This is a genomic window from Roseivivax sp. THAF197b (assembly GCF_009363255.1).
Taxonomy (GTDB): Bacteria; Pseudomonadota; Alphaproteobacteria; order Rhodobacterales; family Rhodobacteraceae; genus Roseivivax.
In genome coordinates, this window is sequence record NZ_CP045318.1 from 1,824,721 (window position 1) to 1,840,355 (window position 15,635).

The 15,635-nt window shown below is 64.3% G+C and carries 14 protein-coding genes; 12 read left to right on the forward strand and 2 right to left on the reverse strand.

The genetic code is table 11. From position 1 onward, the window contains the following. Positions 1-193: 193 nt before the first annotated feature. On the forward strand, positions 194-823 hold the full coding sequence (locus tag FIV09_RS09125; protein ID WP_172975671.1) for a PAS domain-containing protein: 630 nt from the start codon (positions 194-196) through the stop codon (positions 821-823). A 112-nt stretch (positions 824-935) separates the two neighbouring features. Here FIV09_RS09125 and FIV09_RS09130 read toward each other — a convergent pair whose 3' ends face one another. Beyond that, a complete protein-coding gene (locus tag FIV09_RS09130) occupies positions 936-1,856 on the reverse strand; it encodes a UTP--glucose-1-phosphate uridylyltransferase (protein ID WP_152449647.1) in 921 nt (306 codons plus the stop codon). A 404-nt stretch (positions 1,857-2,260) separates the two neighbouring features. Between FIV09_RS09130 and FIV09_RS09135 the strand changes: the two genes are divergently transcribed. The 4 genes from FIV09_RS09135 (at position 2,261) to FIV09_RS09150 (ending at position 6,969) form a co-directional block, all read left to right on the forward strand. Continuing rightward, positions 2,261-3,418: an NAD(P)H-dependent glycerol-3-phosphate dehydrogenase gene (locus FIV09_RS09135; protein ID WP_152449648.1), complete on the forward strand. Its 1,158-nt coding sequence runs from the start codon at positions 2,261-2,263 to the stop codon at positions 3,416-3,418. Next, a complete protein-coding gene (locus FIV09_RS09140; protein WP_152449649.1) occupies positions 3,415-4,191 on the forward strand; it encodes an HAD family hydrolase in 777 nt (258 codons plus the stop codon). Before FIV09_RS09135 ends, FIV09_RS09140 begins: the two co-directional genes overlap by 4 nt. After that, positions 4,192-5,676, forward strand: a complete 1,485-nt coding sequence (ggpS, locus tag FIV09_RS09145) for a glucosylglycerol-phosphate synthase (protein WP_152449650.1) — start codon at positions 4,192-4,194, stop codon at positions 5,674-5,676. 99 nt (positions 5,677-5,775) lie between these two features. Further along, positions 5,776-6,969 carry an MFS transporter gene (locus FIV09_RS09150; protein ID WP_152449651.1) on the forward strand — a complete coding sequence of 398 codons (1,194 nt, stop codon included), beginning with the start codon at positions 5,776-5,778 and terminating at the stop codon, positions 6,967-6,969. 83 nt (positions 6,970-7,052) lie between these two features. Here FIV09_RS09150 and FIV09_RS09155 read toward each other — a convergent pair whose 3' ends face one another. Further along, positions 7,053-8,420 carry a class II 3-deoxy-7-phosphoheptulonate synthase gene (locus FIV09_RS09155; protein ID WP_152449652.1) on the reverse strand — a complete coding sequence of 456 codons (1,368 nt, stop codon included), beginning with the start codon at positions 8,418-8,420 and terminating at the stop codon, positions 7,053-7,055. A gap of 245 nt (positions 8,421-8,665) precedes the next feature. Between FIV09_RS09155 and FIV09_RS09160 the strand changes: the two genes are divergently transcribed. From FIV09_RS09160 to FIV09_RS09190, 7 genes are all read left to right on the forward strand, one after another. Then, the gene (locus FIV09_RS09160) at positions 8,666-9,667 is read left to right on the forward strand and encodes a GlxA family transcriptional regulator (protein ID WP_152449653.1); all 1,002 of its coding nucleotides are present in this window, start codon (positions 8,666-8,668) and stop codon (positions 9,665-9,667) included. Between the two features lie 195 nt (positions 9,668-9,862). Beyond that, the gene (locus FIV09_RS09165) at positions 9,863-11,059 is read left to right on the forward strand and encodes an ABC transporter substrate-binding protein (RefSeq protein WP_152449654.1); all 1,197 of its coding nucleotides are present in this window, start codon (positions 9,863-9,865) and stop codon (positions 11,057-11,059) included. A 111-nt stretch (positions 11,060-11,170) separates the two neighbouring features. Beyond that, positions 11,171-11,950 (forward strand): ABC transporter ATP-binding protein, encoded by a 780-nt coding sequence (locus tag FIV09_RS09170; protein ID WP_152449655.1) that lies wholly within the window; start codon positions 11,171-11,173, stop codon positions 11,948-11,950. Beyond that, positions 11,947-12,768, forward strand: coding sequence for an ABC transporter ATP-binding protein (locus tag FIV09_RS09175; protein ID WP_152449656.1), 822 nt, complete (start codon positions 11,947-11,949; stop codon positions 12,766-12,768). The genes FIV09_RS09170 and FIV09_RS09175 overlap by 4 nt, the downstream gene beginning before the upstream one ends. A gap of 20 nt (positions 12,769-12,788) precedes the next feature. Continuing rightward, positions 12,789-13,274 (forward strand): hypothetical protein, encoded by a 486-nt coding sequence (locus tag FIV09_RS09180; RefSeq protein WP_152449657.1) that lies wholly within the window; start codon positions 12,789-12,791, stop codon positions 13,272-13,274. Then, positions 13,274-14,284 (forward strand): branched-chain amino acid ABC transporter permease, encoded by a 1,011-nt coding sequence (locus tag FIV09_RS09185; RefSeq protein ID WP_152449658.1) that lies wholly within the window; start codon positions 13,274-13,276, stop codon positions 14,282-14,284. The genes FIV09_RS09180 and FIV09_RS09185 overlap by 1 nt, the downstream gene beginning before the upstream one ends. Beyond that, complete coding sequence (locus FIV09_RS09190) at positions 14,281-15,579, forward strand: branched-chain amino acid ABC transporter permease (protein ID WP_172975672.1); 1,299 nt, start codon at positions 14,281-14,283, stop codon at positions 15,577-15,579. The genes FIV09_RS09185 and FIV09_RS09190 overlap by 4 nt, the downstream gene beginning before the upstream one ends. Positions 15,580-15,635: the final 56 nt, after the last annotated feature.

The window sequence follows — 15,635 nt, forward strand, 5'->3', positions numbered from 1 at the left end:
CCGTCGGCATGGCAAGGTTTCGCCGGGATTAACCAAGCCGCGCGAAATGAGGCGCAATTTGGGCAAAATTGGCATAATTAAGGTTTTAGTAAGACTGATGAACACAGACTTAGGCATGGGGCTGCCTCGGCACTGCAAGAGACGGGAGAGAGCAATGCTCGGCCGTGGAAAAGATGGACAAGACGTAATCCCGATGACCGGACGCGATCCGCATCGCAAGGCGCCCGCCCTGTCGGAGATCGAAACCTATTGGCAGGCCCTGAGCGCTGAACATGGCCTCGTGCCGCCGCGAAACGCGGTCGACCCGCGTGGCATGGACCGCGCCCTCGCCCATGCGTTCCTGATCCATCATATCGCGCCCGGCATCGGACGGTTGCGTGTTGCGGGCGCCCATCTCAACGAGGTGTCGGGCATGGAAGTGGCGGGCATGCCGCTTTCGGCGCTCTTCACCCCGGATGCGCGCGACGAGCTGTCCCACGGATTGAAGGCGGTCTTCGACAACCCGGCGATCCTGCGGCTGCGCCTGCGCAGTATTGCGGGCTGGTCGCGCGGACCGATGAGTGCCGAGATGGTGATCCTCCCCCTGACCTGCGAAGCCGGTCACGTCGACCGCGCGCTGGGCGGCCTGGTCACGGAGGGCGCGATTGGCCGCACACCCCGGCGGTTCGGCATCACCGATCTGCAGATCGAGATCTTGCGCAAGCGGCCCGAGCGCCCCGCGCAGCCGACCCGCCCGAAACATTTCGCGGAAGAGCCCGCCCCTTTCACGCCGCGACCGCCAAAGCGCGCGCCGCATTTGCGGGTGGTCGTTTCAAACGACTGAGTGCTGGGTCGCTATCGGCAAAAAACGCCTCTGAGGACATGAAAAAACGCCGCGCATCCTCGCGCGGCGTTTCTGTTTTGCGGATCGTTCGATCCATTCCGAAAGCTGAGGATCACTCCGCCGCAGTCACCGCCACGTCCGCGGCTTCAACCGTGCGACCGACAACCGCGTGGTACTCCGTATCCTCGGACGCCACAGCAAGCGTCGCCGACAGCATGCCCGCCTTCGAGCCGCAATCGTAACGCGTGCCGGTGAAGCGGAATCCGCAAAGTCCTTCGCCGTCCACGGCTTTCGCGATGGCATCGGTCAACTGGATTTCGCCACCGGCCCCCGGCGGCAGGCCCTCAAGGTCGTCGAAGATCTTGCCGGACAGCACATAACGACCGACCACCGCCTGACGCGAGGGCGCATCCTCGGGGGCCGGCTTTTCAACCATGCCCTTGGCGAGGATCAGCGCCCCGTCCCGGCCCGTCGCATCAAGCACACCGTAAGACGATACCGCCTCTTCATCGACCTGCATGGTCGCAACCATGTGGCCCGCCTTCTGCGGGTCATAGGCGTCGATCATCTCGGACAGGCATCCCGGCTCGCCCAGGATCAGATCGTCCGGCAGGATCACGGCCACCGGCCCCGGTAGGACATGATCCTTTGCGCACAGCACCGCATGGCCCAGACCCAGCGGTTCGTCCTGCATGACGAAGCGGATCTGCGTTTCGGATTCGTCGAGCGCGTTGTCGCTCAGCATGTCGGCAAGCCGCGCCTTGCCGCGCTCGCGCAGCGTGGCTTCCAGCTCCTCATCGGCGCGGACATACCGTTCGATCGCGGATTTGGAGGGATGGCTGACGAAAACCATGCGTTCGATCCCGGCGGCCCGCGCCTCGTCGATGGCGAACTGGATCAGCGGCGTATCGAGCACCGGCAGCAGCTCCTTCGGCGTGGCCTTGGTCGCGGGCAAGAACCGCGTTCCCAACCCCGCCACGGGAAAGATTGCGGTGCGGACACGCGCGGTTTGGGCGGACGGATTGCGATCCATTGTATGATCTCCTCAAATGCGTTGGGTCAGGCGAAACTGCCAGCGTGGCCAAAGCCTTCGCTACTGCAGAAAATAAGTCAAAAACCGTGCCACATGTTCCCATCGCACTGGGCGGAACCCGGCCCGAAATGAGCAAAGCATTGTAAAAGATATATATTTTGTCGATCCGCCGCCTGCGGCGCGTGTCCACCCGGACGTTCCGACCTTGTGCGGGCATGTCTCACATGATGGTCAGTGGTGTGTTTCAGGGCACGTCAGAAGACGAACGCACAGTTTTTAATCGCTCGAAAAATTGCAGCGCACCAATCGGATCAATGCGCTGCGTCATCTGGACACTGCGCCGCGACCCGCTAGCCTTAGCGCATATCGCATCACGAAAAGACCCGCCCAACGGGTCGTAATTCATGGACGGAAATACTCTGGCTTCTCGAAAATCCCCCCGCCCCGAAGGCATGACCACGCCGCGCTCGGCCAAACCCTATCGCCGCATTGCCGTCCTCGGCATGGGCAGTTGGGGCACGGCGCTTGCATCGGTTGCCGCAACAACGGGCTGCGCGGTCCGCCTCTGGGGACGGCGCGACGCGCTCGCAAAGGCCATCAACACCGAGCGACGCAACGTGGATTACCTGCCCGACGCGCCCCTGCCGGAGGGGATCGAGGCGACCACCGACCTTGCCTATGCGCTGGCCGATGCCGAGGCCGTGCTTCTGGTCACGCCGTCGCGTACCTTGCGCAAAATGTGCGGTCAGATCCGCGCGCACCTGCCGAAAAACGTGCCCTTGGTGCTGGGCTGCAAGGGGATCGAGCAAGGCACGGGCTACCTGCTTTCCGCCCTCGTGGAGGAAGAGCTGCCCGGTCATCCTGTCGGCGCGCTCTCCGGCCCGACCTTCGCGAAAGAGACGGTTCTCGGACACCCCTCCGCCGCGACCATCGCCTTCGAATTCAGCTACAAGGATCGCCTGGCGCCGCAGGACAGCCCCGCCGCGCGGATGTCGGTCACCATGTCCTCTGCCGCATTCCGGCCCTATATCTCGGACGATCTGACCGGGGTTGAAATCGGCGGCGCGGTCAAGAACGTCATCGCCATCGCCTGCGGGATGATGACCGGTGCGGGCTTTGCCGAGAATACCCGCGCGGCATTGATCGCGCGCGGCATGGACGAGATGAAGTTCCTCGCCGAAGCCCTTGGCGGAAGACGAGAAACCGTCACCGGCCTCTCCGGCGCGGGCGATCTGACGCTGACCTGCTCTTCGCTCACATCGCGGAACATGTCGCTTGGCCACCAACTGGGTCAGGGCATTCCGCGCGATCAGTGTTTCGATGGCAAGAAGGTGGTCGTCGAGGGCGAAGTCAACGCCATCTCGGTCGTCGATCTGGCACGTCGGATCGGCGTGACGATGCCCATCTCCGAGGCGGTGCATGCCATCCTGCATGAAGGCGCGGACCTGTCATCGACCTTCGTGGAGCTGTGGTCCCGCCCCATTGAAAGCGAGCCTCGCGCCTTGTCCATCGAACTTGATCATCCCGCATCCCGGCCCGCATCCCGAAAGGAGCGTACATGACGCAACCGCCCCCCATCTCCACCGCTTTGCATGAGCGCCGCTTCGTTCTGGCCACCGATCTCGACGGCACGTTTCTGGGCGGATCGGACGCGGATCGGAAGCGCCTATACGACTGGATCGAAGCCCATCGCGAAACCATCGGCCTCGTTTTCGTCACCGGGCGCGATCCCGCCTTCATCCGCACGCTCTGCGACAGTGGCGTACCCTGGCCGGAATACGTGATCGGGGATGTCGGCACGACCATCGCCAAGGTCGTGGACAAGGACATCACGCCGATTGCAGAACTTGAAGAAGAGATCGCAAGCCTCTGGAATGATGGCGGTCCTGCCGTGCGGGCGGCCCTTGAGGGGCATCCCGGCCTCATCCTGCAGCCGACATCCTTCAGGTATCGGGTGAGCTATGATCTGCAACCCTCTGATTTTGATGACTCAGCAAAAACCCTGGTCACGGATCTGGGCCATGATTGGCTGATCTCCGACAACAAGTATTTCGACGTCCTGCCGCGCGGCGTCTCCAAGGGCCCGTCCCTGCGCCGCTTCGTGGCGCACATGAACATCCCCGAGAAGCGCGTCCTCGCGGCGGGCGACACGTTAAACGATGCCTCGATGCTGGAATGCGGCCTGCCCGCCGTCGCGGTCGGCGGCTCTGAGGCCGCTTTGCTCGACCGGGTCGGGCATCTCGATCACGTACACAAGGCCACCGCGATCGGCGCGGGCGGCATTCTGGAAGCAGTGGGCGCGATGGATCTCCATCCCGTCCCGGAGGGCGTTTGAATGGGCAGCGATCTTGTTATCGTCTATCACCGGCAACCCTATGAAGAGGTTGTGGAAAACGGCAAAACGGTTTTTCGGGAAAACAAGAGCCCGAACGGCATTGTACCCACGCTCAAAAGCTTCTTCGGACGCGTGGAGAACGCGGCCTGGGTGGCCTGGAAAGAAGCCGAGGACGTCACCAATCCCGGCTTTGATCGGGTCATCGAGATCGAGGACAGTTTCGGAAAATACACCGTCTCGCGCCTGCCTCTGACGGCGGCTGATGTCAGCAGCTTCTACCATGTCACCTCGAAAGAGGCGTTCTGGCCGATCCTGCACGGTTTCAAGGACAAGTATAATTACGACCCGGTCGATTGGGGCACGTTCCGCAAGGTGAACCAGGCCTTCGCGGAGGCCGCCGCGGCGGAAGCGGCCAAGAATGCCTCCGTCTGGGTGCATGATTACAACCTCTGGCTCGTGCCCGGCTACCTGCGCCAGATGCGCCCGGACCTGCGCATCTCCTTCTTTCACCACACGCCCTTCCCGGCCGCCGATATCTTCAACATCCTGCCTTGGCGGGGCGAGATCGTGGACAGCCTTCTGGCCTGCGACGTGGTGGGTTTCCACATCCCGCGCTATGCGTCGAATTTCGTGTCGGTCGTCCGCTCGCAATATGATGTGGGCGATGTGCCGCGCGTGACCGTCGGCGACGATTTCATCTCTGAGGGCTCGGCGCTGTCGGACCGCACGCAGCCCGTGAAGATCAAGACACCCGACCGCGATGTCCTGCTGGGCGTCACGCCCGTGGGGGTCGACACGGATTACATCGCGGATGTCACGGCGCGCGAACAGACCCACAAGCGGGCGGCGGAGATCCGGGAAGAGCTGGGCGATGCGAAACTGGTCCTGTCCGTCGGGCGCACCGATTACACCAAGGGTGGCGCGGAGCAGCTTCTGACCTTCGAGCGGTTCCTCGAAAAGCACGAAGACATGCGCGACAAGGTGCGGCTCTTGCACGTCTCGGTGCCCGCCAACCGCAACATGACGGTCTATGCGGAAATCCAGGACGAGATCGAACAGATCGCAGGCCGCATCAATGGCCGGTTCGGGAAGTTCAACTCGAACCCCGTCTCGCTGATCTCCCGCGCGATCCCGTTCGAGAACCTCGTCGCCTATTACAGGGTGGCCGATGTGGCCTGGATCACGCCGCTGGCCGATGGCATGAACCTCGTTTGTAAGGAATTCGCGGCGGCGCGGGATGACGAGGACGGCGTGCTGATCCTGTCGGAATTCGCGGGCGCCGCGATAGAGCTCGGCTCCGCGGTCCTGACCAATCCCTACAGCCACAAGAACATGGATCACGCCATCGAGACCGCGCTCGCCATGAGCCCGGAGAACCGCAAAAGCCGGATGGTGGAGCTGCGCCGACAGGTCCACACCTACAACACGGCGCGATGGGCGCAGGATCAGCTGGCCTTGCTGTCACCCGAAGATTTTGGCGACTGATCCGCACGTGCCGGGCCGCGCCGCGTGTCTCCTCGGACCATCCGAGGGCGCGGCGCGCGCAGCACTCTGGGCCCGAGGACAGTGATCGATGCGGCGTCCATGATGCGCCGGAACGTCGTGCGCTATCCGTGGTTCAAGGCGGCGCAGAACCTGCTCTTCTGGCAAGCCACCTGGTTTCTCTACTTCCAGCAGGCGCTGACCCCGGCAGAAGCGATCCTGCTCTATGCCGTCTACGATGTGTCGGCCACGCTTCTCGAAGTGCCCTCGGGCGTCATGTCCGACCGGTTGGGGCGGCGCGTCACGCTGGTTTTGTCCGCGCTGAGCATGGCCGCGGGGGCTGCCCTGCTGGGTCTGGGCGGCGAATTCGCGCTCTTCGTGGCGGGTCAGGCGCTTCTGGGCGCGGGCATGGCCTTCGCCTCCGGCACCGACAGCTCCTTCCTCTACGAGTCGCTGCAAGCGAACGGCGAGGAGGCCTCGATCGAGGCCGAGGAGCTGCGCGCCTGGCGCTTCTCCTTCGCGGCCCTTCTGGTCTCGGCGCCCTTGGGCGGGCTTGCGGCGCTTTGGTCGCTGGCCCTGCCGTTCTGGTTGTCCGCGGCCGCCTCGGGCCTTGCGCTGATCATAGCGGCACGCTTCGTCGATCCGCCGCGTCTGCGCCGCGATGCGCTGCATCCGCAATCCCAATGGGGCGCGATCCGGCAGGCCTTCCGCGATCCGGTGCTGGTCTGGATCTTCGTGCTCGCGGTCCTGATGTATGGCTACAGCCACCTGCCCTTCATTTTCGGCCAACCCTTTATTGAGACGGCCCTGGACAGGTTTGGCCTTTCAGAGGACGCCCCCCTGGTTAGCGGTCTGATCACCGCTCTGATGATGGCCGTCTCGCTGCTCGCCTCCCTGGCCGCCCCGCGCCTGCGCAAGGCCTTCGGTCTGGCGGCCGTTCTGCTCTTTGCCTTCGGGCTGCAAATCGCGCTCATCTCTACCTTGGCGCTGACGGGGTCATTACTTGCGATCCTTGCCCTCACGCTGCGCATGGTGCCGGACGCCTTTTCCCGGCCCTTCCTCCTCGCGCATATTCAGCCACGCCTCGAGGGCGAAGGCCGCGCGACCTACCTTTCGATCCAGAGCCTTGTCGGGCGGCTCGCTTTCGCGGCCTCGCTCTATCTGGCAGCGGGTGGGGCCTCCGGCGCCGATGCGATGCCTCATAACGAGATTGCGATGATCCTTGGCCTCTATGCCGCGATTGGCGGCGTGGCGCTGATTGTTCTCGCGCTGACCGCGCGGCGCGCAGGCATCTGAGAGACGCCGAGCGCGCGACATGAAAAAGGCCGACCCAATCGGATCGGCCTTCCCGTTCTTTACCGTAAAAAAACGACTGGCGATCAGCCGTTCACTGCCGCCTTCGCCTCGCGGTACGCGGTCAGTTCCTCGGCTACGAGGAACGCGAGTTCGAGAGATTGGGACGCGTTGAGGCGCGGATCGCAGGCCGTGTGATAGCGGTCCGACAGGTTCTCGTCCGAGACCGCATAGACACCGCCGGTGCATTCGGTGACGTCTTGACCGGTCATCTCGAAATGCACACCGCCGGGGATCGTGCCCTCGGCCTTGTGCACCGCGAAGAAGTCCCGCACTTCGCGCAGCACCGCATCGAAGGGTCGGGTCTTGTAGCCCGATTGGCTCTTGATCGTGTTGCCATGCATCGGGTCGCACACCCAGGTGACGTTCGCGCCCTCTTCGCGCACCGCCTGGATCAGGCGCGGCAGGTTTTCACCGACCTTGCCCGCACCGAAGCGCGCGATGAGCGTGAGCCGCCCCTCTTCGTTGGCGGGGTTCAGCTTCTGCATCAGGACCTTCAGATCCTCCGCCGTGGTCGTCGGGCCACATTTCAGGCCGATCGGGTTCAGCACGCCGCGCGCGAATTCCACATGCGCGCCGTCAGGCTGCCGCGTGCGGTCGCCGATCCAGATCATGTGACCGGACCCCGCGAGCCACTTGCCGGACGTGGAATCGAGACGGCACAAGGCCTCCTCATATTCCAGCAGCAGCGATTCGTGGCTGGTGTAGAAATCCACGGTCTTGAGGTTGTGGTTCGTTTCGCTTTCGAGGCCCGCCGCCTTCATGAAATCGAGCGTGTCGGAGATCCGGCTCGCCATTTCGCGGTACTTCAAAGCCTCGTCGGCATCGGTGAAGCCCAGCGTCCAGGCATGGACCTGGTGCACATCGGCATAACCGCCCGTCGAGAAGGCGCGCAGCAGATTCAGCGTGGCCGCTGCCTGTGTGTAGGCCTGCAGCATCTTCTGCGGATCGGGGATCCGCGCCTCGGCGGTGAAGGGCAGATCGTTGATGATGTCGCCGCGGTAGGAGGGCAGTTCCACACCATCCACCGTCTCCGTCGGCGCAGAGCGGGGCTTGGCGAACTGACCGGCCATCCGGCCCACCTTCACCACCGGAACCTTGGCGCCGTAGGTCAGCACCATCGCCATCTGCAACATGACCTTGAACGTGTCACGGATGCTGTCGGCGGAGAACTGGTCGAAGGCCTCGGCGCAATCGCCCCCCTGGAGCAGGAACGCCTCACCCCGGCCCGCGGCGCCAAGCTGTGTCTTGAGCGAGCGCGCCTCGCCCGCAAAAACGAGCGGCGGATATTTTGCAAGCTGGGCCTCCACGGCCTCCAGCGCAGCCTGATCCGTATAATCCGGCATCTGCACCCGGGGCTTCTGCCGCCACGTTGTCTTCTGCCAATCGCTCATTTTCTTTCTCCAAGCTCAAACGCGGCCCGTCCCGCCGCGCGCCGGTCTTAACGGATCGGCCCCATCGTGGCCATATCCAAAACGCGCCGCGTCCCTTTGGCCTGACCGACCCGACCCAACCTGACTTGCTGTCGCCGTTTTCGGAACGCTCCAGGACCGTGCCTTCTTGACGCGCAAGGCGAGTTCTGAATTGTGGATTGACCAACCGGGCGCGGCGGGACGCGCGGTCATTTTCGAGGTCGCCGATGCAAAAAGAGCGTCAAAGCGTCGATTTGCACGAGGCAGGCGCGCCATCGCGCTTCGTGTTCGTGCTTCTCGATCAGTTCACCCTGATTTCCTTCGCCTCGGCGATCGAGCCCTTGCGCCTGGCTAACCGCATGGCGGGTCGCGAGATCTACACCTGGACGATGATCGGCGAAGGCGGGGGCACCGTCACCTGTTCGGCCGGCACGACCTTTCAGCTGGACGGCGATCTGATGCCGCTGCGGCGGGATGATACGATCGTGATCTGTGGCGGCGTCGAAGTTCAGGCCGCGACCACCAAGCCCCTGCTCAACTGGCTCAGGCGCGAGGCGCGCGGGGGGCTGCGCGTGGGCGGGCTCTGCACCGCGGCCCATGTTCTGGCGCGGGCGGGCCTGATGGACGGCAAACGCGCCACGATCCACTGGGAAAACCAGGACAGCTTCCTCGAGGAATTCGACGAGGTGGAGCTGACCAAGGCCGTCTTCACCCTCGATGGCAATCGCTTCACCACTGCGGGCGGCACCGCGTCGCTCGATCTGATGCTCAAGCTCATCGCCGATCAGCATGACGAGACGCTGGCCAACGCGGTGGCCGATCAGATGATCTATTCCGCCATCCGGACCGATCAGGACGTGCAGCGCCTTTCGGTGCCCACGCGGATCGGCGTGCGCCACCCAAAGCTCGCGGAGGTCATCCACCGCATGGAGGCGCATATCGAGGAGCCGATCAGTCCCGCGACTCTCGCGCGCGACGTGGGCATGTCCACGCGCCAGCTCGAGCGGCTGTTCCGCCGCTACCTCAACCGCTCGCCCAAGCGCTATTACATGGAATTGCGCCTGCAAAAAGCCCGCAACCTCTTGATGCAGACGGATATGAGCGTGATCAACGTGGCGCTGGCCTGCGGCTTCACCTCGCCTTCGCATTTCTCGAAATGCTACCGCGCGCATTACGAAACGACACCGTACCGAGAACGCGGCAGCCACGGGAAACTGCGCGACGTCTGAGGCCCAATTGCCGCGCGCGGCCCCACAAGCGCCCAGGATCGACGACCGGGCCGGGCCCGCGGCATCTGCCCCTGTGAATGCCGCGCCTTGACGCATGGTCAGCCCGGCTTCACGGCCTTCATGCCCTCTTTTCTTTTCCAAAAGCGCCGCCTACCCTCCGCGCCAGGACAACGATCCGTACACAGGGAGATACCGATGAAAAAGTTGCTGATGGCATCCGCCGCGACGGCACTCACCGCAGGCGCCGCGATGGCTGCAGGGCATTCCAGCGAAGTGAAACTGGGCGTGCTGCTCAGCTTTACCGGCCCGATCGAAAGCCTCACCCCCGCGATGGGCGCGGGCGCCGAGATGGCGATCTCCGAGGTCTCGGGCAATGAGAACTTCATGGAAGGTGCCACCGTCACGCCGGTGCGCGGCGATGCGACCTGCGTCGATGCCGCGGCCGCCACGGCGGCTGCCGAACGCCTGATCACCTCGGACGGTGTCGTGGGCATCATGGGCGCCGATTGCTCGGGCGTGACCACCGCCGTTCTGGCCAACGTCGCCGTGCCGAACGGGGTTGCGATGATCTCGCCCGCGGCCACCTCTCCGGCCCTCTCGACCGCAGAAGATAACGGCCTGTTCTTCCGCACGGCACCCTCCGATGCGCGTCAGGGCGAGGTTCTGGCCACGATCCTAAACGAAAAAGGCGTGAGCTCGGTCGCCGTGACCTACACCAACAACGATTACGGCAAGGGCTTCGCGGATGCCTTCACCGCCGCCTTCACGGGCATGGGCGGCGAGGTCACTCTGTCGGCCGCGCATGAGGACGGCAAGGGCGACTATTCCGCCGAAGTGGGTGCGCTGGCCTCCGCGGGCGGCGACGCGCTCGTCGTGCTGGGCTACGTGGATCAGGGCGGCGCAGGCGTCATCCAGGGCGCGCTCGATACCGGTGCCTTCGACATGTTCGCCTTCGGCGACGGCATGGTCGGCGACAGCCTGACCGAGCGTTTCGGCAGCGACATTGAAGGCTCCATCGGCACGGCTCCGGGCGGCGAGAACGAGGGCGCGGCCCTCTTTGCCGAGATGGCGTCCGAGGCGGGCATCGACGGCACGTCGGTCTATGCGGGCGAAAGCTATGATGCGGCAGCACTTCTGCTGCTGGCCATGGCGGCTTCCGGCTCGACCGATGCAGGCGAGTATGCGGGCAGCATCATGGATGTGGCCAACGCCCCCGGCGAGCCGATCCTGCCGGGCGAGCTGTCCAAGGCGCTCCAGATCATCGCCGATGGCGGTGAGGTCGACTACCAGGGCGCATCGGGTGTGGAACTCGTGGGCTCCGGCGAAGCGGCCGGTTCCTATGCTGAGTACACCGTTGAGGATGGCGCGCTGAGCGTGGTCGGCTACCGCTGATCGCCTGCGACAGCATTTTGGAACGGCCCGGGGTTTGCATCTCGGGCCGTTTTGCGTAAACGACGCCGCCAATCGGCCCGATGAGGCCGGGAGACAACAGGGGATGGATACGTGATCCGGGTCGAGAACCTTCACCGCCATTTTGGTGGCTTCCGCGCGGTCGATGGCGCGTCGCTGGAAATCGCCACCGGCTCCATCACCGGGCTGGTCGGGCCGAACGGTGCTGGTAAATCCACGCTCTTCAACGTGATCGCGGGCGCGCTGCCGCCCACCTCGGGCCGCGTCGTCATGGACGGCGAGGATATCTCGGGCTTGCCGCCGCATGTGCTGTTTCACAAGGGCTTGTTGCGCACCTTTCAGATTGCGCATGAGTTTTCGTCGATGACCTGCCGCGAGAACCTGATGATGGTGCCGGGCAGCCAGTCCGGAGAGACGCTCTGGAATGCGTGGTTCGGCCGGGGGCGGATCGCCGAGGAAGAGGCCGCCCTTCTGAAGAAAGCCGATGAAGTTCTTGATTTCCTGACCATTTCGCATCTCAAGGACGAGAAGGCAGGCAACCTCTCCGGCGGTCAGAAGAAGCTTCTCGAGCTCGGCCGCACGATGATGGTCGACGCCAAGATCGTCTTTCTCGACGAGGTGGGCGCAGGTGTGAATCGCACGCTTCTCAATACGATAGGCGACGCAATCAAACGTCTGAATGAAGAACGTGGCTACACGTTCTGCATGATCGAGCATGACATGGATTTCATCGGCCGCCTCTGCGACCCGGTCATCGTGATGGCCGAGGGCAAGGTGCTGGCGGAAGGCACCATCGACGAGATCAAGGCGAACGAGCAGGTGATCGAGGCCTATCTGGGCACCGGTCTCAAGAACAAGGAGGTCCCGGCATGAGCGACGCCTATTCGGGCCGCGGCAACAAGGACCGCTCCCTCGGGCCCGAGACCGCGCCCTCCTCCGCAGATCCGGTCAAGAAGGGCGGCACCGCGCACCCTGCCCCGGACGGCCCGTTCCTCATCGGAGATGCCATGACTGGCGGTTACGGCAAGGGCGCGGACATCCTGCATGGCTGTACCATCGCCGTCGATCCGGGCGAGATCGCCGTAATCGTGGGCCCGAACGGCGCCGGTAAATCGACCGCGATGAAGGCTGTGTTCGGCATGCTGAACCTGCGCGAAGGTTCCGTGCGGCTCGATGGCGAGGACATCACCGCGTTGAGCCCGCAGGAGCGGGTGCTCAAAGGCATGGGCTTCGTGCCGCAGACGCACAACATCTTCACCTCGATGAGCGTCGAGGAAAACCTCGAGATGGGCGCCTTCATCCGCGAGGACGACATCTCGGAGACGATGGCGCAGGTCTATGAGCTGTTCCCGATCCTGAAGGAAAAGCGACGCCAGGCGGCGGGCGAACTGTCAGGCGGCCAGCGCCAGCAGGTGGCCGTGGGTCGTGCGCTCATGACCAAACCGAAGGTCCTGATGCTCGATGAGCCCACCGCGGGCGTCAGCCCCATCGTCATGGACGAGCTGTTCGACCGCATCATCGAGGTCGCCCGCACCGGCATCCCGATCCTGATGGTGGAACAAAACGCCCGCCAAGCTCTTGAGATCGCGGACAAAGGCTATGTGCTGGTGCAGGGCGGCAATGCCCATACCGGCACTGGAAAAGAGCTTCTGGCCGACCCGCAGGTCCGGCGCTCTTTCCTGGGCGGATGATCATGCGGGTCGCTGGGAACATGCGTGTATCTGGACAGGAAACGTCGCTCGGGCTGGCGCTTGCGATGGCCCTCGCAGCGCAGGCCCCGGCGCCCGCTCAAGCGCAGAATGCGGGCGATCCCGCCGGTGATGCGTGGCAGTCCGCCGGACCGCTCGCGGAGCTGATGGGCATCGCCAACATGCCCGAGCAGCGGTCCATCGACCTCACCTGCCGGTTCGAGACCGAATGCGTCGATGGCGAGGCCTGCCAGCCGACCGAATATGAAGTGACCGTGACCGGGCGCGCGGGCGGCTTGGACGCCGCGCGAATGGCCGTCGCCGCCACGATCTCGACCCTGTCGGGCGATGAGGAAAGCCTCGGCGCCTTCGAGAACGGCGTGCTGTCGGTCTCGGGCGGCGAGATTGACGCGCGCTTTCTGCTGACCGTCTCCGAGGGCGGCGCGCGCCTGACACAGCATTACGGGGACGGCCCGATGGCCATCTCCTATCTGGGAGCTTGTAAATAATGGATCTCCTGAACGCCTTCGTGGCGCTGTCGAATTTCGTCCTGATCCCGGCCATCGCCTATGGCAGCCAATTGGCCATCGGGGCGCTGGGGGTCACACTCGTCTACGGCATCCTGCGGTTTTCGAACTTCGCCCATGGCGACACGATGGCCTTCGGCACGATGGTCACGATCCTCGCCACCTGGGGCTTGCAGGCGCTGGGCGTCTCGCTCGGACCGCTGCCGACCGCCCTTCTGGCGATCCCCGTGGGCATTGCGGGCTGTGCGGCGCTGGTGCTCTTCACCGACCGCGTCGTCTATCGCTTCTATCGCGGACAGAAGGTCGTGCCGGTGATCTTCGTCATCGTCTCCATCGGGGTGATGTTCATCTATAACGGCATCACGCGGCTTGTGCTGGGCCCCGACGACCAGCGCTTTGCGGATGGCGAGCGTTTCATCGTCTCGGCGCGGGATTTCCGCGACATGACCGGCCTCGATGAGGGGCTGGCCATTCGCACCACGCAAGGTCTGACCGTGATCACCGCGATCATCGTGGTCGTGGCGCTGTTCTGGTTCCTGAATCGGACCCGCACCGGCAAATCCATGCGCGCCTATTCCGACAACGAGGACCTGGCGCTTCTGTCGGGGATCGACCCCGAGCGCGTGGTGCGCGTGACCTGGCTGATCGTGGCTGCGCTGGCCACCATTGCGGGCGTGCTTTACGGCCTCGATAAAAGCTACAAGCCCTTCACCTATTTCCAGCTTCTGCTGCCGATCTTCGCGGCGGCCATCGTGGGCGGGCTCGGCTCGCCCCTGGGGGCGATCGCGGGCGGCTTTGTCATCGCCTTTTCGGAGGTGGGCATCACCTACGCCTGGAAGAAGGTGCTGGACTACACCCTGCCCGAGGCCATGGCGCCTGAGGGGCTCGTTCAGCTTCTCTCCACCGACTACAAATTCGCGGTGAGCTTCGTGATCCTGCTCATCGTGCTTCTGTTCCGCCCGACGGGCCTATTCCGGGGGAAATCGGTATGAACGACACGCTGCGTGCCACCGGGCTATTTGCCCTCGTCGCCCTGCTGATCCTGGGCACCGGGATCTTTCAGAGCTGGAATTCCGCCCTTCTCATCCTGAACATGGGGCTCGTCTCGGCGCTGATGGCGCTGGGCGTGAACCTGCAATGGGGCTTTGCGGGGCTCTTCAATGTGGGTGTCATGGGCTTCGTCGCCCTTGGCGGGCTGGCTGTCGTGCTGACCTCGATGCCGCCCGTGGGCGCGGCCTGGGCGGCGGGCGGTCTGCGCGTTCTGGCGGGGCTCGCCTTGGGTATTGCCACCATCGTCGGCGCGGTCTTCGCATGGAAGCGCGTCTCGGGCCGTGCGCGCGGCTGGATCGTGGCGGCGGTTTTGATCGTGGGCTTCTTCGTCTTCCGCACCGTCTTTGATGCGGGCGTCGAGGCGGTCGAAGCCGTGGATGCCGCCACATCGGGCTATCTGGGCGGTCTTGGCCTGCCGGTCCTGCTGGCCTGGCCCGTGGGCGGCCTGCTGGCAGCGGGCGCGGCCTGGATCATCGGCAAGACCGCGCTGGGCCTCCGCTCGGATTACCTCGCCATCGCCACGCTGGGCATTGCCGAGATCGTCATCGCCATCCTGAAGAACGAAGACTGGCTGGCGCGCGGCGTGAAGAACGTGAACGGCCTGCCCCGGCCCGTTCCTTATGAGGTCGATCTGCAAGCCGACCCGGCCTTCACCGAACGCGCGGCGGGGCTTGGCCTCGATCCCACGACCGCCTCGACCCTTTACGTCAAGCTCGGCTATTCGATCCTCTTCGCCATCGTGCTGATCGCGGTGCTGGTTCTCGCGCAGCTTGCGCTGAAAAGCCCCTGGGGCCGGATGATGCGCGCCATTCGCGACAACGAGACCGCGGCGCGGGCCATGGGCAAGGACGTCACCGGTCGGCATCTGCAGGTCTTCATCCTGGGCTCCGCGATCTGCGGCATCGCGGGCGCAATGATGACCACGCTCGACGGGCAGCTGACGCCGACCTCCTACCAGCCGCTGCGTTACACCTTCCTGATCTGGGTCATGGTGATCGTGGGCGGCTCGGGCAACAATCTCGGCGCCGTTCTGGGCGGCTTCTTTATCTGGTTCGCTTGGGTGCAGGTGGAGCCTCTGGGTCAGATGCTCATGGGCCTCGTGACGGCGGGCATGTCCGAAGGCGCGCTGAAGGCGCATCTGATCGACAGCGTGCAGCACATGCGGCTTCTCACCATGGGGGTGATCCTGCTGCTGGTCCTGCGCTTCAGCCCGCGCGGGTTGCTGCCGGAGCGGTAAGGCCGCTTGGTTGCGACCTTTGGGCAAGAGACGTTGCGCAGAGACATGGCGTAGGC